General features: G+C 72.9%; 14 protein-coding genes and 1 pseudogene. 6 read left to right on the forward strand and 9 right to left on the reverse strand.

The features are described from left to right. Nucleotides 1–89 precede the first annotated feature (89 nt). From Q5425_RS30030 to leuC, 4 genes are all read right to left on the reverse strand, one after another. Nucleotides 90–2,885, reverse strand: a complete 2,796-nt coding sequence (locus Q5425_RS30030; RefSeq protein WP_308675705.1) for a BTAD domain-containing putative transcriptional regulator — start codon at nucleotides 2,883–2,885, stop codon at nucleotides 90–92. Between the two features lie 491 nt (nucleotides 2,886–3,376). After that, a complete protein-coding gene (locus Q5425_RS30035) occupies nucleotides 3,377–4,063 on the reverse strand; it encodes an HU family DNA-binding protein (protein WP_308675706.1) in 687 nt (228 codons plus the stop codon). A gap of 222 nt (nucleotides 4,064–4,285) precedes the next feature. Continuing rightward, nucleotides 4,286–4,888 (reverse strand): 3-isopropylmalate dehydratase small subunit, encoded by a 603-nt coding sequence (leuD, locus tag Q5425_RS30040; protein ID WP_308675707.1) that lies wholly within the window; start codon nucleotides 4,886–4,888, stop codon nucleotides 4,286–4,288. 22 nt (nucleotides 4,889–4,910) lie between these two features. After that, nucleotides 4,911–6,344 carry a 3-isopropylmalate dehydratase large subunit gene (leuC, locus tag Q5425_RS30045; protein ID WP_308675708.1) on the reverse strand — a complete coding sequence of 478 codons (1,434 nt, stop codon included), beginning with the start codon at nucleotides 6,342–6,344 and terminating at the stop codon, nucleotides 4,911–4,913. Nucleotides 6,345–6,486: 142 nt separating this feature from the next. Here leuC and Q5425_RS30050 point away from each other — a divergent pair, with 142 nt between their 5' ends. The 3 genes from Q5425_RS30050 to Q5425_RS30060 all read left to right on the forward strand — a co-directional run bounded on the left by Q5425_RS30050 (nucleotide 6,487) and on the right by Q5425_RS30060 (nucleotide 8,237). Further along, nucleotides 6,487–7,188 carry an IclR family transcriptional regulator gene (locus Q5425_RS30050; protein WP_176172366.1) on the forward strand — a complete coding sequence of 234 codons (702 nt, stop codon included), beginning with the start codon at nucleotides 6,487–6,489 and terminating at the stop codon, nucleotides 7,186–7,188. A gap of 157 nt (nucleotides 7,189–7,345) precedes the next feature. Next, the gene (locus Q5425_RS30055) at nucleotides 7,346–7,600 is read left to right on the forward strand and encodes a hypothetical protein (protein ID WP_308675709.1); all 255 of its coding nucleotides are present in this window, start codon (nucleotides 7,346–7,348) and stop codon (nucleotides 7,598–7,600) included. 52 nt (nucleotides 7,601–7,652) lie between these two features. Continuing rightward, nucleotides 7,653–8,237, forward strand: a complete 585-nt coding sequence (locus Q5425_RS30060; protein ID WP_308675710.1) for a hypothetical protein — start codon at nucleotides 7,653–7,655, stop codon at nucleotides 8,235–8,237. 4 nt (nucleotides 8,238–8,241) lie between these two features. Here the strand turns inward: Q5425_RS30060 and Q5425_RS30065 are convergent, their stop codons facing one another. Next, nucleotides 8,242–10,296: a glycoside hydrolase family 3 C-terminal domain-containing protein gene (locus Q5425_RS30065; protein ID WP_308675711.1), complete on the reverse strand. Its 2,055-nt coding sequence runs from the start codon at nucleotides 10,294–10,296 to the stop codon at nucleotides 8,242–8,244. A 162-nt stretch (nucleotides 10,297–10,458) separates the two neighbouring features. On the opposite strand from Q5425_RS30065, the gene Q5425_RS30070 reads away from it, so the two are divergent. Further along, nucleotides 10,459–10,947, forward strand: a complete 489-nt coding sequence (locus Q5425_RS30070; protein ID WP_308675712.1) for a hypothetical protein — start codon at nucleotides 10,459–10,461, stop codon at nucleotides 10,945–10,947. Nucleotides 10,948–11,019: 72 nt separating this feature from the next. Here Q5425_RS30070 and Q5425_RS30075 read toward each other — a convergent pair whose 3' ends face one another. From Q5425_RS30075 to Q5425_RS30090, 4 genes are read right to left on the reverse strand one after another with little or no spacing between them, the layout of a single operon-like run. Continuing rightward, nucleotides 11,020–12,000: a hypothetical protein gene (locus tag Q5425_RS30075; RefSeq protein WP_308675713.1), complete on the reverse strand. Its 981-nt coding sequence runs from the start codon at nucleotides 11,998–12,000 to the stop codon at nucleotides 11,020–11,022. Then, nucleotides 11,997–15,398 (reverse strand): SMC family ATPase, encoded by a 3,402-nt coding sequence (locus Q5425_RS30080; RefSeq protein ID WP_308675714.1) that lies wholly within the window; start codon nucleotides 15,396–15,398, stop codon nucleotides 11,997–11,999. The genes Q5425_RS30075 and Q5425_RS30080 overlap by 4 nt, the downstream gene beginning before the upstream one ends. Before the next feature lies 1 nt (nucleotide 15,399). Further along, entirely contained in the window at nucleotides 15,400–16,560 is a 1,161-nt protein-coding gene (locus tag Q5425_RS30085; protein WP_308675715.1) for an exonuclease SbcCD subunit D, read from the reverse strand. 35 nt (nucleotides 16,561–16,595) lie between these two features. Continuing rightward, nucleotides 16,596–18,338, reverse strand: coding sequence for an ATP-binding protein (locus Q5425_RS30090; protein WP_308675716.1), 1,743 nt, complete (start codon nucleotides 18,336–18,338; stop codon nucleotides 16,596–16,598). A 301-nt stretch (nucleotides 18,339–18,639) separates the two neighbouring features. Between Q5425_RS30090 and Q5425_RS30095 the strand changes: the two genes are divergently transcribed. Next, a complete protein-coding gene (locus Q5425_RS30095; protein WP_308675717.1) occupies nucleotides 18,640–19,173 on the forward strand; it encodes an RNA polymerase sigma factor in 534 nt (177 codons plus the stop codon). After that, nucleotides 19,170–19,529: pseudogene (locus tag Q5425_RS30100) on the forward strand (hypothetical protein); the annotation flags it as partial. The gene Q5425_RS30095 and the pseudogene Q5425_RS30100, both read left to right, overlap by 4 nt.

The raw sequence follows: 19,529 nt of genomic DNA on the forward strand, positions 1-19,529 counted from the left end.
GACCGTACCCACCGGCGCCGTCGCTCACGACAGCGCCGTGACAGTCGATCTTGGTGTACTTGGTCTGGGTCCCGCTGGGCTGCGCCGGGCTAGGGGTACGGCGCATCCCGGGCCGGGTGCCTTTCCGATGGCACCGTGGCCAGCAGGGCTTGGATCTCCGCCACGCGGGGATCGCCGAGGCGCTGGCTGACGGTCAGCGCCTCGGCCCAGTGATCACCCGCTTCGCGCTCCCGGCCCGTGCGGTGCTTGAGGCGGCCCAACGTGATCTGGACGTCGATCGTGCCGTAGTCCGCGTTGAGCTCCTTCAGCTCGGCGAGAGCGTCGAGGCCCGCCTTCTCCGCTTCGTCGTGCCTGCCGGCTCCTTCGAGCGCTTCGGCGACGTTCCCGAGCGCGAGCGCCGCGTGGTAGCGGTCGCCGAGTTCGGCGAACGCTTCGTGGGCCGCTTGGGCGGCTTCGGCCGCGTGGTCGTAGTCGCGGAGGCCGATGCGGCTCGCGCTGACGTTGAGAAGCGCGTGCGGCACGAACGTGCGCTGGCCGTGGTCGCGGGCGAGGTGGACCGCCATGAGCGCGTGGCGTTCGGCCTCGGCGTATTCGGCCCGCACGTAGTACGCGCCGGCGAGGTTGGACAGGATCGCCACGGTCAGCGTGCTGCCCTCGCCGGTCTCGGACGCCGCGCGCGCTTCCTCCAGTGCCTCGATCGCCTTGTCGGGCTGGAGGGTGCGCAGGTAGGCCGAGCCGAGGTTGTTGGCGCTGTACTGGAGACCGGTGCTGTCGCCCGCGTCGCGGGTGGCGGCGACCGCCGTGCGCGCGGTCGTGATCCAGTCGTCGCGGTCGTGGCGCTCGGCGAAGAACCCGCGCAGGAGCCACGCGAGTTTCCAGGCGTGCGCGGTCCAGCCGTGACCGGCGGCGATGCCCACGAGCGCGGTGAGCGCCTGGCGTTCGGTGGTGTACCAGGCGATCGTCTGCTCGTGCTGTGCGAAGCGGACGGCGGGCAGCGGCGCGGGCTCGAGCGTGATGTCCTCGGTGAGCAGGTCGGGGCGGACGAGCTTGTTCGCTTCGGCGACGCTGGCGAGGTACCAGTCGACGAGCCGGCGCAGCGCCGCCGCGCGCTCGTCCGCCGTCGTCTCGGTTTCGACGAGTTCGCCGGCGTAGACGCGCAGGAGGTCGTGGAACTGGTAGCGGTCGGTGCCGGGCTGGTTGAGCAGGTGCGCGGCGGCGAGCTGGTCGGCGAGTTCACGGGCTTCGCGCAGGTCGGCACCGGCGAGCGCGGCGGCCGACGACAGGCTGAAGCCGTGGCCGGGGTGCAGGCCGAGCAGCCGGAAGAAGCGGGCCGCGGCCGGGCGCAGTGCTTTGTACGACCAGGAGAACGCGGCGCGCAGGTCGGTGCCGGCGTCCTCGGGGTCGCGCAGGGTGTCGAGCCGCAGCCGCTGGTCGCGGAGCTCTTCGACGATTCCGGCGAGCGAGACGCCGGAAAACCGGGACGCGCGTTCCCCGGCCAGCGCCAGCGCCAGCGGCAGGCGGCCGCACAGCTGGACGAGTTCGGCGACGGCGCCGGGCTCGGCGGCGAGGCGCTGCGACCCGACGCTGCCGGCGAGCAGCGCGGTCGCGTCGCGGTCGTCGAAGGAACGCAAGGCGATGCGGCGGGCGCCGTCGCGGGCGACGAGGCCGCGCAGCTGGTTGCGGCTGGTCACCACGACCAGGTTGCCGGGCCCGGGCAGGAGCGGACGGACCTGGTCGGCGTCGCGCGCGTTGTCGAGCAGCATGAGGGTGCGGCTGCCCGCCAGCCTGCTGCGCAGCAGCGCCGAGCGTTCCTCCACTGTGGAAGGCAGCGTCTCGGGCGGGACGCCGAGGGCGCGCAGGAAGCCGGCCAGCGCGGCGCCGGGCGCCACCGGGGTTTCGGCGGAGTGGCCGCGCAGGTCGAGGAACAGCTGGCCGCCGGGGAAGCGATCGCGCACGCGGTGGGACCAGTGCACCGCCAGCGACGTCTTCCCGACCCCCGCGGTGCCTTCGACGACGACGATGCCGGAGGCGCCCCCGGGCGGGAGCCGGTCGAGTTCGGCGAGTTCGGGTCCGCGTCCGGTGAAGCCGGCGACGTCGAAGGGCAGCTGCCGGGGGACGGTGTGGACGGCCGGTCCGGCGTCGGCGGCGAGCAGTTCGGCGTGCAGGCGGCGAAGGTCTTCACCCGGTTCGACGCCCAGTTCGTCGGCCAGCAACGCACGCAGCCCGGCGTAGCGCGCCAGAGCTTCGGCGCGGCGCCCGGACCGGGCGAGGGCGCGCACCAGCCGTTCCCACAACGACTCCCGCAGCGGGTGCTGGGCGACGAGGTCGGTCAGTTCGGCGACGAGCCGGGCGTCGGGAACGAGCCCGGCATCGAGGTCGATGCGCTGTTCGACGGCGAACAGGTACCGCTCGGTCAGCAGCGGCTCCCATTCGGCGGCCAGCGCGGGAGAGCCGACCCCTTCGAGGGGGACCCCGCCCCAGCCATCGAGCGCGGCGGTGAGCAGTTCTCGGCGGTGGGCGGGTTCCGTCGCGGCGGCGGCCCGGTCGAGGGTCTGGAGGAAGCGCAGGGCGTCCACCCGGGACGGGTCGACGACCAGCCGGTACCCGTCCGGTTCGGTGACGACGGTTTCTTCGCCGCAGAGCCGGCGAAGGCGCATGACGTAGGTTTGCAGGCTGCCCCGGATGTGCGCGGGCGGAGTCTCGCCCCACACTCCCCGGGCAAGGGCATCGATCGACACCAGGCGGCCGGCGGCCAGCGCGAGCGTGGCGAGCAGCGCGCGCTGGCGGGAACTGGTCAGCACGATCGGCGAGCCGTCGACGAGCACCTGGAACGGGCCGAGCAGCCGGATGTCGATGGTGGTCGCCCCCAGGTTCGCCTCGCGCACCGCCGGCCCCGCCGGACGCGGGCCCCGAGGAACGCAGCGTGGCATCACTCGGCCGGGCGCTCAAGCAACTTTGCGAAATTGGGCGGAACCGGTCCAGGGCGTGGGGTTGGGCCGAGCGGGTGACGCGCGGGGCTGGTTCGGGAGTGTGTGCTGGCAGTGAGTGATCTTTCGGCCGCGCCGCCTGAGATCCGCGAGCCGCCGCTTCCGTACGCGAGCCGGCCTTCTGCGCACGCCAGCCGCCGCTTCCCGTACGCGACCGAACCGTCTGCGTACGCCAGCTGACGCTTCCCGTACCTGCGCCGACCGTCCGGCGCGCGGATCGCTTCTGCCGCACCGGCCCGGACATGCGGCAGGGCCCCGCGCACGTCACGCGGGGCCCTGCCGGAAACTTGCTCGCCTAACGAGGGGTCGCCTCCTGGGGGTCCCCCGGATTTCACGTTACCGCAGGGGTCCGACAGTTTTGGGCGAACAGCAGCGGCTCAGCGGGTGGCTCAGTCCTTCTTCGCCGCGGCCGAGCTCCGCCTCGCCGGGGCTTTGGCCGCTGGGGCTTTGGCCGCCGTCGTCTTGCGGGCCGTGGTCGTCTTCGCCGCCGTGGTCTTCGCCGCCGTTGTGGTCGACTTCGCGGCTGTCGTCTTCGCGGCCGTCGCCTTCGCCGTGGTCGACTTCGCGGCCGTTGCCTTGGGAGCCGCCTTGGCCCGCGTGGTCGCCGGCTTCGCCGCCGCCGTCTTCGGGGCCGCCTTGGCCGGGGCCGTGGCCGCCGGCTTCGCCGCCGTCGCCCGAGTCCGGCTGGTCGTCGACCGCGTCGTGGCCGGCTTCGGAGCCGCCGCCGTGCGGGATGTGGCCGCCGCCGGGCGGGTGCTTGTGGTCGTGCGCTTGGCCGGGGTGGCCTTCGGCAGCTTCTTCGCGCCCGAAACGACGTCCTTGAAGGTGGTGCCGGCGCGGAAGGCGGGGACGTTGGTCTTCTTGACCCGCACGGCTTCGCCGGTGCGGGGGTTCCGGGCCGTCCGCGCGGCGCGGGCGCGCTTCTCGAACACCCCGAAGCCGGTGATGTTGACCTTTTCGCCCTTGTTGACCGTCCGGATGATGATGTCGACCAGACCGTCGACCGCCTCGGAAGCGGCCTTCTTGTCGCCCAGGCGCTCCGTCAGCGCCTCGATCAGCTGGGCCTTGTTGGCCATGTCCAGTCCTCCAGGAAGGATCCACGGCCGCGTCGGCCGGCTGGCGACAACGGTATTACCAAGGCAGCACAAATTCCAACCGGCTCGCGGAACTTTCCCTTGCCCCGGGACGGGTTCCGACGAACGCCGGACCCCGGTAAGGGGCTCACGCCGAGCCGTTCGGCAAAGACGAAGCAGGGGCGGGATCACTTGCAGGACAAGTGATCCCGCCCCCGGAGCGGGCTAGCCGGCGGTCACCGGCGTCGTCGTCGGCTTCCAGGACGGGCGGCTCGCCTCGAAGCTGTCGATCTCACCGGCATGGCGCAACGTGAGAGCGATGTCGTCGAGGCCTTCCAGCAGGCGCCAGCGGACGTAGTCGTCGATCTGGAAGGGCGCGGTGAAGTCCTTGGCCCGCACGGTCTTGGTCTGGAGGTCGACCGTGACCTCGGTGCCGGGCTCGTTCTCCAGCAGCTTCCAGAGCAGTTCGACGTCTTGCTGCTCGCACTGCGCGGCCACCAGGCCGCCCTTGCCGGAGTTGCCGCGGAAGATGTCGGCGAACCGGGCGGAGATGACGACCTTGAAGCCGTAGTCCATCAGCGCCCAGACGGCGTGCTCGCGGGAGGAACCGGTTCCGAAGTCCGGCCCCGCGACGAGCACGCTGCCGCGCGAGAACGGCTCCTGGTTGAGGATGAAGTCCTGGTCGCCGCGCCAGGCGGCGAACAAGCCGTCCTCGAAGCCCGTGCGGGTCACCCGCTTGAGGTAGACCGCCGGGATGATCTGGTCGGTGTCCACGTTGGACCGGCGCAGCGGGACGCCGATGCCGGTGTGCTGGGTGAACGGTTCCATGGCAGTAGCTCCTCGAAAAGGGTCAGCGGGCGGCGGTCAGCAGGTCTTCCGGCGACGACAGCGTGCCCCGGACGGCCGTGGCGGCGGCCACGAGCGGCGAGACCAGGTGCGTCCGGCCGCCCTTGCCCTGCCGGCCCTCGAAGTTGCGGTTCGACGTCGACGCGCTGCGCTCGCCCGGCTTCAGCTGGTCCGGGTTCATGCCGAGGCACATCGAGCAGCCGGCCTGGCGCCACTCGGCGCCCGCCTCGGTGAAGACCTGGTCGAGGCCCTCGTCCTCGGCGGCCTTGCGGACCCGCATCGAGCCGGGAACCACCAGCATGCGGACGGAGTCCGCCACTTTCCGGCCGCGCAGCACCTCGGCGGCGGCCCGCAGGTCCTCGATCCGGCCGTTGGTGCAGGAGCCGAGGAAGACGGTGTCGACCGCGATGTCCCGCAGCGGCGTGCCGGGCTTGAGGTCCATATAGGACAGCGCCTTCTCGGCGGCGACGCGGTCGTTCTCGTCCGGGATCTGCTCCGGGTCGGGCACCTCGGCGCCCAGCGGCAGGCCCTGGCCGGGGTTGGTGCCCCAGGTCACGAACGGCGTCAGCGCGCTCGCGTCCAGGTGCACCTCGGCGTCGAACCCGGCGCCGTCGTCGGTGCGCAGCTGCCGCCAGTTCTCGACCGCCGCGTCCCAGTCCGCGCCCCGCGGGGCGTGCGGGCGGCCCTTCAGGTACGCGAACGTCGTCTCGTCCGGGGCGATCATCCCGGCGCGGGCGCCGGCCTCGATCGACATGTTGCAGACGGTCATCCGCGCCTCCATCGAGAGGGCCTCGATGGCCGAGCCGCGGTACTCCAGGATGTACCCCTGGCCGCCGCCGGTGCCGATCTTCGCGATCACCGCGAGGATGATGTCCTTCGCCGTGACGCCGGGCCGCAGCTCGCCGTCGACGGTGATCGCCATCGTCTTGAACGGCTGCAGCGGCAGCGTCTGGGTGGCCATCACGTGCTCGACCTCGGACGTGCCGATGCCGAAGGCGATGGCGCCGAACGCGCCGTGGGTCGAGGTGTGGCTGTCGCCGCAGACCACGGTCATGCCGGGCTGGGTCAGGCCGAGCTGCGGGCCGATGACGTGCACGATGCCCTGCTCGGCGTCACCCATCGGGTGCAGCCGGACACCGAACTCCTTGCAGTTGCGGCGAAGGGTGTCGACCTGGGTGCGCGAGACCGGATCGGCGATGGGCAGCTCGATGTCGACGGTCGGGACGTTGTGGTCCTCGGTCGCGATGGTCAGGTCGGGGCGGCGCAGCTGCCGCCCGGCCAGGCGGAGACCGTCGAAGGCCTGCGGGCTGGTGACTTCGTGCAGCAGGTGGAGGTCGATGTAGAGCAGGTCCGGTTCGGCGCCTTCGCCTCGGCGCACGAGGTGGCTTTCCCACACCTTCTCCGCCAGCGTGCGGGCCTTGCCGGTCGGGCTGGTCATCTCCGGCTCCTTCCACGGTTCGTCGACGAACTCGGGCGCGCACCTGCGGAACCGGATGCGAGCCGCGAAGGAGGGCGCAGCTCGAGTTCAGGGTTTTCCCAGATGCTGGACTTCCCAAAGTGCGGGACGCTAGTATCGGGTCGTGGGACAGCATAGCGGTATCGGAGTACTGGACAAAGCAGTGGCCGTCCTGCAGGCGGTCGCGGACGACCCCTGCGGCCTCGCGGAACTGTGCACGCGGACCGGCCTCCCCCGGGCCACCGCGCACCGGCTCGCGGTCGGCCTGGAGGTGCACCGGCTGCTGCGCCGCGGTCCGGACGGGCGCTGGCGCCCCGGTACGGCGCTGGCCGAGCTCGCGGGCGGTTCGACGGACCCCCTGCTCGACGCGGCGGGCGTGGTGCTGCCGAAGCTGCGCGACGTCACGGGCGAAAGTGTCCAGCTGTACCGGCGCGACGGGATCCAGCGCGTGTGCGTGGCGACGGCGGAGCCGCCGAGCGGGCTGCGCGACACGGTCCCGGTGGGTTCGCGGCTGCCGATGACGGCCGGATCGGGCGCGAAGGTGCTCGCGGCCTGGGCGGACCCGCACACGCAGCGCACGATCCTGGCGGACGCGGTCTTCGGCGAGCGGACGCTCCTGGAGGTCCGGCGGCGGGGCTGGGCGCAGAGTGTGGCGGAGCGCGAGCCGGGAGTGGCGAGCATCTCGGCGCCGGTGCGCGACTCGGCCGGGACGGTCGTGGCGGCGGTGTCGGTTTCGGGCCCGATCGAGCGGATCGGCCGGAAACCGGGCGCGCGCTGGGCGGCGGATCTCCTCGCGGCGGCGGATGCGCTGCAGGAACGGCTCTGAGGCTCCGGCTTTCTGGGTTCGCCGGCCGAAGCGGGGTCATCGGGGACTTCCGAAGTCGCAAACCGCGTGCACCGTTCGGGGGAACCTCGCAAAACTCGCGTATTCGGTGACCGCGGTCACGTCTCCTCATAGTCGGAACCACCTGAGGGGGATGACCATGACCACCGAACTGAATCGCCGGGCGATGGCGATGCTGCGGGCCGTCGGGGCCGGGCGGGCCGAACTCACCTGCAGCTGTGAACCCGACCTGCGGGTCGACGGCCTGCCGTGCTGTGACCAGGCCACCGCGCACCAGCTGGCCCGGGACGGCCTGATCCGGCCCACCCGGGTCGTCGCCGTCGGGCAGTGGACGCGGGCCGAGCTCACCGCCGATGGGCTGCGGATGCTCGACGGGACGCCGGCCGCCGCCTGATGCAACCGTCCGGGCCGCTCGCGCGTGTACCCGGAAACGCGAGGGGGACCCCATGAAGATCGCTGCCGCCGTGCTCGGTGCCTGCCTGCTGTTGACCGCGTGCGCGGGCAGGCCCGCCGGGAGCCCGCCGTCCGCTTCCCCGAGCCCGGCCGCCGCGAGCAGCCCGGCCGGGAGCACCCCGGCCGATCCGGCCGCCGTGCGGTGGATGGACGGCTTCTGCGCCGCGGTCAACGGCTACCGGGAGCGCACCAACCGCGAAGCCGGGCCCGCCCGGCCGACGCCCGGCTCGGTCGCCGACGCGCAGAAGGAGCTCAGCGCCACGCTGGGCGGGATCGCGGCCCGGACCGGGGAGGCCGCCCGCAAGCTGGCCGCGCTGCCCGCCGCGCCGGTTCCGCTCGGCGACACCGTGCGGCAGGCGTTCGCCGCGAAGTACGCGAAGGCGCGTGATCGCGCAGCGGACGCGAAGACCGCGCTCGACCGGGCGAAACCCGGCGACGAGGCGTCCCAGCACCCGGCGGCCGAGGCCCTCGCTCAAGCGCAGCAGGACGTCGACGGCACGTACGACCCGGTCGGGGCGGTCGCGGAGTCCCCGGAGCTGATGCGCGCCGCCGCGAGCGCGCCCGGCTGCAAGGCCTGACCGCTCACCTCCGCACGAGCGGGGCCTGCAGCGGCAGGGACCGCGACGAGCCACCGACGGACACGGTGAACGCGCCGCGCACCGGTTGCCACCCGTGGCTCGCCGTGTCCCAGACGGAGAAGTCGCGCGCGTCCAGCCGGATCGTCACCCGCCGGGACTGCCCCGGCGCCAGCGGGACCCGCTCGAAGCCCTTGAGCTGGCGCGGCGGCTCGCCCGCGGCCGCCGGGAAGCCCACGTACAGCTGGGCGACCTCGGCGCCCGCCCGCTGCCCGGTGTTCCGCACCGTGAACGTCGCCGTGGCGCCGTCGCCGGTGGTGCGCACCGACAGCCCGGAGTAGGCGAACGTCGTGTACGACAGGCCGTGGCCGAACGGGAACAGCGGGGTGCGCCCCTGCGCGTCGAACCACCGGTAGCCGACCTGCAGGCCCTCGGAGTACGTCGCGACACCGTCGACGCCGGGGAACTGCGCCGGGGTGTTCGCCGGCGTGTCCGCCTCCGCCGCCGGGAACGTGATCGGCAGCTTCGCCGACGGGTTGACGTCGCCGAAGAGCACGCCCGCCACCGCCGCGCCGTCCTGCTGGCCGGGGTACCACGCCTGGAGGATCGCGGGCACGCGCGAGGCCCACGGCATGAGCACCGGACCACCGCTCTTCACCACGACCACCGTGTGCGGATTGGCCTCGGCGACGGCCGTCACCAGGGCGTCCTGGTTGCCCTCGAGGGCCAGGCCCGGCCGGTCCTTGCCCTCGGTCTCGTTGTCCCCGACCATCACGACGCTGACGTCGGCGGTCCGGGCCAGCGCGGCCGCGCGCGCCACGTCACTGCCGTCGTCCAGGGTCATCACCGCACCCGGGACGCGCTGCTGCAGCCCCGGCAGCGGGTCCACTGTGGACGTCGGGATGACGGCCGAGCTGCCCCCGCCGCCGGTCTTGGCCTTGGTCGCGAACGGCCCGACGAGGGCGATCGACTGCACGGCCGGGTCGAGCGGGAGCTGGGCGCGTTCGTTGCGGAGCAGCACCATGCCGCGTTCGGCGAACTCCTTCGCGGCGGCGTCGTGCCGGGCCGTCGGCAGCGGCGAGGCGACCGGCGGGTGGTCGAACTGCCCGAAGGCGAACATCGTGCGCAACCGCGGCAGCAGCAGCTCGTCGACGCGCCGCTCGGTCACCTGCCCGGCCAGCACGGCCTGCTTCAGCTTCTCGCCGTACCAGGTGCCGTCGATCATTTCGAGGTTCATGCCCGCGTTCGCCGAGCCGACGGTGCTGTGCGCGGCACCCCAGTCGGACTGGACGAACCCCTTGAACCCCCAGTCGTGGCGGAGCTTGCCCTGCAGCAGCTCCGGGTTCTCGCACACAAAAACGCCGTTGATCTTCGGGAACGCGCACATCACCGCGCCCGCGCGGCCCTCGGTGACCGCCTGCTCGAAGTGCGGCAGGTAGATCTCGTTGAGCGTGCGCTCGTCGATGTGCTCGTCGATGGTGAACCGCTGGGTCTCCTGGTTGTTGGCCGCGTAGTGCTTGACCTCGGCGATGGTGCCGTTCTCCTGGATGCCGCGGATGTCGGCGGCGGCCAGCGCCCCGGCGAGCACCGGGTCCTCCCCCATGCCCTCGAACGTGCGGCCGTTGCGCGGGACGCGGGCGATGTTGATGTCGGGTGCCTCGGACACGTGGTGCGCGAGCGCGCGGGTTTCGCTGCCGATCAGCCGGCCGTACCGGCGCGCGACGTCGGTGTCGAACGTCGACGCCAGCGCCATGGTGGCCGGCAGCGCGGTCGCCGGTTTCTGCGGTTTGTCGTCGGCCGGGCCCATGCCGGCCGGGCCGTTGGCGATCCGGAAACCGGGCACGCCCAGGCGCGGGATCGGCGGCACGAACCGCTGGTGCTCGGCGTCGGGCTGCAGGTGCAGCTGGGAGATCTTCTCGTCGAGCGTCATCGCCGCGACGAGTTCCGCGGCGCGGCGGTCGGGTGACTGGCGGGCGTCGCGCCAGGGTTGCGCCTGCGCGGCCGCCGGCACCCCCAGCGCCAACCCCAGGACCACGGCGAATACGAGCGGGCCGGTGCGCATCGAGTCTCCCTCGCCGTCGGACGGGACCAACGGCGGCCAAGCTAACCCATACGTGACAAGGAAACATAGACTCGATTTGCGTTCATGTACTTGAATGAGGATTGGACTCAACCATTTCCCCGGCTCAAGCGTGGAGGGAGCACCAACGAGAGGGGACTGAGCATGGTGAAGAAAACCCTGATCGGCCTAATGGCGGCCGGCGCGGCGACGCTCGCACTGGCGGCGCCGGTCCACGCCGACCAAGCGGTCGTGTGGTCGCTGACCCTGCAGGTCGAGCCCGGCGGGCAGATCCAGGCGGTCGTGTTCGCCGAGTGGGAGGTGGGCTGCACGCCGGCCGGGCCGGTCCGCTCGCGGGGCTTCACCGCGCCGCTGCAGTGGACCGAGGGCGGCGAGTGGGGCAGGCACGCCGGTTACACGACGGCCCGCAAGCGTCCGGGGCAGTACACGGCTTCGTTCCCGTGCACCGACGGCCGGACGGCGACCGGCTCGTTCACGATCACGGGCACCCCGCCGACGGGCACCACGGCCCACCCGGAGCCGTCGGCTTCGAAGCCGGCGACGCACCGGCCCACGGCGGCCAAGGCGGTGCAGCCGCAGGTCACGGTCAAGCCGGCGGGAGCGCCGCAGACCGGGGACGGGTCGCCGAGCTGACCCTCCACACAGGACACCCCGGGGCGGCGCGTTCCCCAGGCCACCGCCCCGGGGCCCGGCTCCGGCGCCGGGTCAGCGGGCCGCGGCCAGCCGCAGCGCCCGGTAGACGAACTGCTGGTCCCCCAGCCGGTGCCGCAGGTCGCGCTCCAGCCCGGCGATCGGGTACAGGTTCTGCGGCGCCCGCGAGTCCTTGTACGGCACCGACGCGAACCGCCCCAGCACCGACTGCGTGACGTTCGCGAGGTCGGTCACCTCTTCGCGGGCGAGGTGCGGCGCCGCCTCGACCCGCACCACCCCCGACCACGGCGGGCCGCCCGCGGACGGCAGGCGCAGGTACCACGAGTGCCGGACCCACGTGGTGCCCATCAGGAACACCGGCGTGCGCTGGTGCGGGCCGAGGCGGCCGACCAGCGCGTTGAGCTCGCCGGGCAGGTACGTCGTCTGGTGGCTCTTGATGAACCCGACGGCCCGGGGCAGGTGCGTGCGGCCGCTCAGCGGGCCGTCGACGACGAGCAGGTCGCGGCCGACGTGGCCGTCGATCGCCCGGCGCGCCTCGGTGGCCGTGTCCAGCTCGGTTTCGGCCAGCTGCTCCTGCAGCGCCGAGGACAGCACCACCGCCAGCGGCTTGTCGTCCTTGGCCGTCGCGTGGAACGCCCGGTACAGCCCGGCCGAGGTCGAGATGCCGGCGGCTTCGGAGGCGACGGTGAACAGCCCGCGCCGGACGTCGGTGCCGACGACGTGCGCCCGGCCCTCGCAGCAGCACACCACCCCGGCCGCGTAGGACGCGCAGATCCCGATGGACGCGGAGTTCGTCCCGGCCGGGTCGTCGATCCAGACGCGGGCGTCGATGCGGCGGACGCCGTCGACGAACAGCACCGCGTCCGGCGGCGACGGCACCGGCGACGGGTCGATCGGCGCCCACTCGGCTGCCGGGACCTCGACGTCGAGCTCGACCTCGGCCTGCGACCTGGCGAGTTCCTCGGCCTCCATCGAGCTGCCGTAGCCCGGGTCCCAGGCGTCGATGCTGAAGTTCGGCCCCGCCACCGTGGTCATGCGCCCTCCCTGGCGATGTGCGAGCCGGTGCCGTCCCGGGTGACCAGGAACCGCACCGGGACGCGCTCGGCGAGCGCCGGCACGTGCGTGATCACCCCGACCATCCGGGAACCGGACGCGGCGAGGTTTTCCAAAGTGGACGCCACGACGTCGAGGGTGGCCTCGTCCAGCGTCCCGAAGCCCTCGTCGAGGAAGATCGACTCCAGCTTGGTCGCCCCCTCGGCGGCCATGGCCCCCAGCTGCGAAGACAGCGCGAGGGCCAGGGCGAGCGACGCCTGGAACGTCTCGCCGCCGGACAGCGTCTTCACCGGGCGCCGGGCGTCGGCCTCGTTGTGGTCCACCACCAGGAAGTCGCCCTTGTCGTGGGTCAGCTCGAACTGGCCACCGGACAGTTCCAGCAGCGACGCCGACGCCTCGGCGACCAGCGTGTCGAGCGCCCCGGCGATCAGCCAGCGCGGGAACTTGTCCGAGCGCAGCAGATCCGCGAGCAGCCGCGCGACCCGGGCGTCGGACTCCGCGGCCGCGATGTCCTCGTGCAGCCCCGCCACCCGGGCCACGCGCCGCTTCAGGTCGGCGTGGTCGGCTTCGGCCCGCGCGCGGGCGGCGGCGACGGCGACCGGGACGCGGTCGCGCACCGGCCCCTCCGGCAGGACGACCCCGAGCGCGGTGACGTCCTCGGCGACCGCGCGTTCGGCTGCCTGCAACGCTTCGGCCGTTTCGCCCTCGGCGGTCTTCGCGACGGCCAGCCGCTCGCGGTGGTCCTTCGCCTGGCCCGCGGCCCAATCCGTGAGCGCGGTCCAGGCGCCGAGGAGGCTCTCGCCGTCGATCGGCGGGGCCCCGAGGCCGACCAGCGGGTCGCGGGCCCGGGACAGCCGCTGCCGCTCGGCCTCGACCTGGGCGCCGATGCCCGATTGGGCTTCCGCGGCGCGTTTCGCGGCCGCCCGGGCGGTCCGCAGGTCCGCGTCCGCTTTCTTCGCGGCCTCTTCGAGGGAAGCGACCTTCGCCAGCTGTTCGGCGACGACCGTGGCGGACGGCGCGTCGGCGAGCGTCGCGCCGAGTTCGCCGTGCCGGCGCCGGGCGGTGGCGAGCTCGGTGCTCGCGGCCTGCTCGGCCAGGCCCGCCTCGACCGCTCGCTTCCGCCGCTCCTCGGCGTTGCGCTCGGCGGAGGCGAGGTCGTCCGCCGCGACGACGGCTTCCTTCCCCGCCGCTTCGGCGGCCGCCTCGAGCGCGGCCAGCACCGTCCGCCGGTCCGCCAGCGCGGACGCTGCCCACGCGGTGAGCCGCTGCCAGCCCGCCGGGACGTCGTCGCCGCCGACCGCGGGCGCGCCCAGCTCCACCAAGGGGTCGCGGGCGGCCCGCAGGGCTTCCCTAGCCGCCGCGAACGACTTCTCGACGCTGTCGGCCTCGTGCTGCGCCGCCGCGCGTTCGGCGCGCGCCGCGGCGAGTTCCCGGTCGGCGGCGGTCGCGGCCTCGGCGACGCGGGCCCGGCCCTCGATCGTCGCCGACAGCCACTCGCCCCGCGCGCGCACGGCGGTGACGAGGTCCGCGTAGTCCTGCTCGGAGAAGGCCGCCTCGACCGGCCGCCGCAGCGCGGCCGCTTCCGGCGGGCCGGCCACCTCGGCCAGCACCGCGCGCAGTTCTTCCGCCTGAACGGCCGCCGAGGCGGCCGAGTCGGCGTCGCGGTCCACGGCCCGTTCCAGTTTGCGCACGGCGGCTTCGGCCGTGGCGCGCTCCCGTTCGGCGCGCTCGAGGCGCTCCCGGGCCTCGGCCAGGTGGGCGTGCCCGCCGGAGCCGGGCAGCGCCGTGACTTCCTGCTCGCACACCGGGCAGGGGTGCCCGACGGCGAGGCCGGCCCGCAGGCTCAGCGCCTGCCCGGCCCGTTCGGCTTCGGTCAGCGCGGCCTTCGCCGCCGTCACTTCGGCGTCCGCGACGGCGAAGGTGCTTCGCGCCGTTTCGAGTTCCGCCCGGCGGCCGGCCTGTCCGGGCGCGGCCTTCCGTTGTGCCTCGCCCACCGCATACAGCGTGCGCGCATCGGAGCGGGCCGCGGCGAGCGGCGCGACGTCCGGTTGCGCGGCCAGCGCCGCCCGCGCTTCGGCGTCGGCGGCCTCGGCCGCGTTCAGCCGCGCGGCTGCATCCGTCGTGCGCTTCGCCACCCGCGCCGAATCCGCCGACAGGTCCCCGAGATTCGCGGGCGGCCGCAGCCCGGCCAGCCGGTCGCGGTCCTGGCGGGCCCGCCCGGCTTCCGCGGCGGCGTCCTCGGCGGCGCGAGCCGTCGCGTCCCGGTTCTTCCGGGCCGCCTCGACGACGGCCACGGCTTCGGCGACCGCGAGCCCGGCGGCGTCTTTCGCCTGCAACGCCGCTTTCGCGGCTTCTTCGAGCCGCGGGAGGGCCTTCTCGGTCTCCTCGAGCTCGGTGCGGTCGGCGCGGATCCGTTCCAGTTCACTGCGCGCGGGAGCCGCGGCGAGCGCGGCCCGGGCTGCTTCGTCCGCCGTTTCCGCCGTCTCCAGCGCGGCCCGGGCGGCCGCGGCCGCATCGGCGGCGGCGCGGCGCCGGGTTTCGAGGTCTTCGACGCCGTCCGGGCGTGCGACGGCGTCGAGGACTTCCAGCTCACTCGTGAGCGTGGCGACGCGTTGGCGCGCTTCGTCGTGCGCGCGGGTGGCGTCGGTCAACCCCGGCAGGGCCGCGTTCACCCGCGCGTCCAGCTCCGCGAGCGCCGTCATGCGGGCGGCGAGCTCCGCGACGGCTTCCCCGGTGGCGTCGGCGTAGCTGCCGAGCTGTTCGGTGAGGACGGCCGCGCGCTGCTTCTGCTGCTCCGCCGTCACGCCGGCCCGGCGGCCGATCCGCTCGTAGACCTCCAGGCCCAGCAGCTTGATCAGGATCTTCTGCCGGTCGGCGGCCTTGGCGTGCAGGAACTCCGCGAAATCGCCCTGGGGCAGCGCCACGCAGGTGCAGAAGTGCTTGAACGTCAACCCGAGCAGGCGTTCGACCGCCGGGGTGACCTCGGAGTCCGCGGCGACGGCGTCGGCGTCGTCCTCCGGCCCGCCGAGCGCCCCCGGGTCGATGAGCCGTTCCAGGCGGACGTTCTTGACGCTGACCGTGGGTTTCTTGCCGCCGCTGCGCCGGACTTCCCGCACGACGTGGTAACGCGCGCCGCCGGCGTCGAAGACCAGCCGCACGGTGGCGCGGTTCACCGTCGGCGCGAGAGCGGGCGCGACGAGCCCTTCGTGGTCCCAGCGCGCGACGGACCCGTACAACGCGAAGGTGAGCGCGTCGATCACCGTGCTCTTGCCCGCACCGGTCGGCCCGACGAGCGCGAAGTAATCGGTGTCTTCGAAGCTGACTTCGGTCTTCTCGCGGAAGGACGCGAAGCCGGTCATCTCCAGCAGCACTGGCCGCATGTCACACCCCGCTCGTCTCTTCGTCGTGCAGCCGCGCGAAGAGCGCCTGCACGCGCTTGTCCTCGACCGTCCGCTCTTCGCAGTAGGCCGCGAACAGCTCGCCCGGTGAACGGTCCGCGACCGCGCGGTCGCCGCCCGACGTCGGCACCGGCGCGGCGAACTCCGGGTCGATGCGGATTTCCAGCGCGTTCGGCAGGGCTTCCTGGATCTCCTCCCGCAGCCCGGCCCTGGTCGCTTCGCGAACGTAGACGCGGAGGTAGTCGTCGCCGAACTCGGCGGCGCGGCCGGTCAGTTCCGCCACCGTGCCGTGGACCGTGCGCAGCTTCCGCCCGGCGGTCAGCGGGATGTCGGTGATCTTCGCGGGCGTGGTGGGACTCACCTCCACCGACAGCACGACGCTGGTGTTGTCCTGCTCGCCGAAGTCGACGGCGAACGGCGAACCGCTGTAGTGCACCGGGCACGCGGCGGGCAGCGACTGGCGCCGGTGGAGGTGGCCGAGGGCGACGTAGTGCGGATCGGCGCCGAACGCCGACGCCGGCACGTGGTACTCGAAGATGGACTGCGCCGCGCGCTCCCCGCCGCCCATCGTCCCGCCGGTCACCGTCAGGTGCGCCATGACGAGGTTCACCGCGCCGGGCGTGAACCCGGACTTGAGGTGCTCCAGGATGTCGCGCACCCGCTGGTCGTACTGGCCGGCGTTGTCCGCCGGGGTGCCGGCGAGCAGCTCCGCGGCGCGGACCGCGTAGCGCTGGGAAAGGAAGGGCAGCACGGCGACGTTGACGCGCTCGCCCGTCGAACGCGCGTCGAACGAGCAGACGCCGCCGTCGTGGACCGGGCGCGGATCGCCGGTGAGCTGGATCCCGGCGGCCCGGAGCAGCGGCCGGTACGCCTCGAACGTCGCGGCGTGGTCGTGGTTCCCGGCGATGGCCAGCACCTCGGCACCGGTTTCGCGCAGCGCCATCAGCGCCCGCACCACGAGCTCCTGCGCGGCCGCCGACGGCGCCGACGTCTCGTAGAGGTCCCCCGCGACGAGGATCGCGTCGAACCGCCCGTCCCGCGCGATCCGGACGATCTCGCCGAGCACGGCCCGCTGCTCGTCGAGGCGGTTGCGGCCCTTGAGCGTCTTGCCGATGTGCCAGTCGGAGGTGTGCAGGAACTTCACACTTCGTCCTTCCGTTGGGGGAGCGGGCGGCGGGCTCAGAACGGCGGCGGGTCGTCACCGAAGGGGTCACTGCCGCGCGAGGGCAGCCCGGCGAAAGGATCGCCCTTCTTCGATGTGGCCGTCGTCGTGGGGATCGTCCCGGCCTCGGAAAGCCGCGTGGCCCAGGCGGGGAACGGGAAGCCGACGGCGATCGGCACCGGGATCTCCGGCTGGCTCACGAACATCGTGCCCGGCGTCGCGAGCGTCGCGCGGACCCGCTGGCTGGCCGGGAGGAAGCCGTACTCGGGCCGCGACGCCTCGGCGGCGTCGAGGCGGCCGACGATCCGCACCGAGCTGTTGCTGACGATGCGGCGCTCGACCTCGCTGGCGGTCTGCTGCGCGCCGATCAGGATGACGCCGAGGGAGCGGCCGCGCTCGGCGATGTCCAGCAGCACCTCCTTGATCGGGCTGCTGCCTTCCCGCGGCGCGTACTTGTTCAGCTCGTCCAGCATGGTGAACAGCAGCCCGCCGGGGCCGGCCGCCTCCTTGCGCGCAGTCTCCGCCGCCAGCGTCACGCCGACGACGAACCGCTGCGCGCGCTCGACGAGGTTGTGGATGTCCACGACGGTCACCTGCTGGTTCTCCGTGGACAACTGGCGAGCGGGGTGGTCGGCGAGGTCGCCGCGGATGAGGCCGGACAGGGCGCGCTGGCTCGAGCGCAGGCGGCGGATGAAGGCGTTGACCGTGCCCGCGCCGGTGACCGCACCCGCCCAGCTCGCGCGGGTTTCCTCGTCGGTGACGCGGTCGCAGACGACGTCGACGAGCTCGGCGTAGGTGCGGCACAGGACCCCGTCGACGTCGGCGGCGCCGTCGGTGCCCGCCGGGGTGCTGTCCAGGCGCAGGCGGTTCGCGACCTGGTGGATGACCATCGTGTACTGGTTGCGCTCGTCCTCGGCGTCGGCGAAGACGTAGGGCAGCAGGTCCTTGGCGCAGAACTCCGCGATGGTCCACCAGAACGCGCCGACCCCCGAGGTCCGCCCGGTCACGTAAGGCTTCCCCGTGGTGTCCGACGGCGTCGGCGGCGCGTAGAAGCCGACGGACGCGAACGGCTCGGCGGGCAGGCCCACCTTGGCGTACTCGGCCTTGAGCTTCTCGTCGAGGTGGACGTTCGGGGTGTCGAGGAACAGCAGGTCCTCGCCCTTGACCGAGAAGACGAGGGCCTTGGCGTTGTGGGCGTTGGGCAGGGCACCGCCGCGGAAGATCGAGTGCAGCAGGAACAACGCGAACGACGTCTTCGTGGCCACGCCGGAGACCCCGCTGATGCTGACGTGCGCGCCCCGGGTGCCGTCGAGGAAGTCCATGTTGAGGTAGACGGGTTCGCCGTCCCGGCCCAGCCCGACCGCCACCTGGCGGGTCATGTTGTCGAAGTACAGCGCCTGCGCGCGATCCTCCCCCACGGCACGGGACACGACGGACCCCGGCCGCGGCGGCACGTAGCATTCGGGCTCGACGCGGGTGGTGGCGATCTCGGCGATCTCCTGCACCTGGGCGGGCAGGACCCCGTCGGAGATCAGGAAGACGTCACTGCCGAAGCTGGCGCCCTCGTGCCGCGCGCTCACCTGCGTCACGACGCCGTAGGAGGTGACTTCGCCGAGCCCGGGCAGTTCCCGCCGGGTCACGACGACGTCGTCGAGCTGCAGATAGGCATCTTGATCGATGGCCACGCAGAACTGCAGCGGCGTCGAGTCCTCGGTGCCTGCCACCCGTCCGACCACGGTGGTGAGCGTCTCCTGGTCCACGGTTCTCCCTGTCACACCCGGCGCTTCCTCCCGCGGCAGACTAGCCCGCCCGGACGACGGTCCCGCGCCCAACACGGCGTTGCCACCGGCGGTGTCGCCGCAGGCCGGGACTGCGCCGAACGAGTGAGCTCACCCTTCGGGGAAGATCTTTTGTCACCACCGGCCCTTTTCCGTCACTTACCAGCGTGAGCCCGGAGAAGGAGACCAAGGTGCGCAGACCGGCCGAACAGATGTCCGACACCGCGAGAAGCAAGGAACCGTCTCCCGGAGCTCTCCCGGCCCTCGACCATCCGGATCCGGCGTGACGGACGATTCCGGTGAATCAGCCGAAGCTCTGGCCGAACGGGCGATGGATCTCCGCAAGTCGTACTACGCCGAGCTGGCCGGGTACGCGGTGAAGCTGGGCAGTTCGGTCTCGGATGCCCGGATGTTCGCGGACGACGCCATCGTCGAACTGGTGCTGCGAGCGATGACCCACTCCGGCTCCGACCCGGTCCTGAACCAGCGCGCCTGGCTTTACCAGACTGTGCGCTACATGGTGATGACCGCCGTGCGGCACCGGCGGAGGATCGACGACACGGACGTTCACCAGCTCACCGACCGCTGGTGCCAAACGACGTGGGGTTCCCCCGACCTGCATCTCGAGGCGGTGGAGACGCTTCGCGCGATCGAGGCGCTGCCCGAAGAGCAGCGAGCCGCCCTGGCGCTCAAGCTGGCCGGCCACCCGATGGAAGACATCGCCCAGATCCTCGGCATCTCGGTGGACGCCGCGAAGAAGCGTGTCTCGAGGGCCCGCAAGCGGCTGTTGCAGCAGCTGGAAGGGAGGGACGCATGATCGGCCGACACCGCGAGCCCGACGCCGAGCTCGACCGGCGCCTGTCCGTCCTGGACGGCTACCTCGACAGATCCTTCACGGCCGACTTGGACGACGAGGCGCGCACCGAAATCTTCCGGCAGAAGGTGGTCCGGCAGGCCGCCGCTCTGCACAGCAGGCACACATCCGTTGCACCCTATGCACTCGCAACGGGCACGGCTGGTCCGCTCCGGGTCGGTGACGGGCTGGATGAGCCGGTCGCCGCTGCTGTCGAGGGAGATCCCCAGGCAGTGGAGCGGCTGCTGGCTGCTATCCGTCCACTGGTAGTGCGGTATTGCCGCGCCCGGGTTGGCAGGCAGGAGCGATCTTTCGCTTCG

The organism is Amycolatopsis sp. A133, assembly GCF_031082405.1.
GTDB lineage: Bacteria > Actinomycetota > Actinomycetes > Mycobacteriales > Pseudonocardiaceae > Amycolatopsis.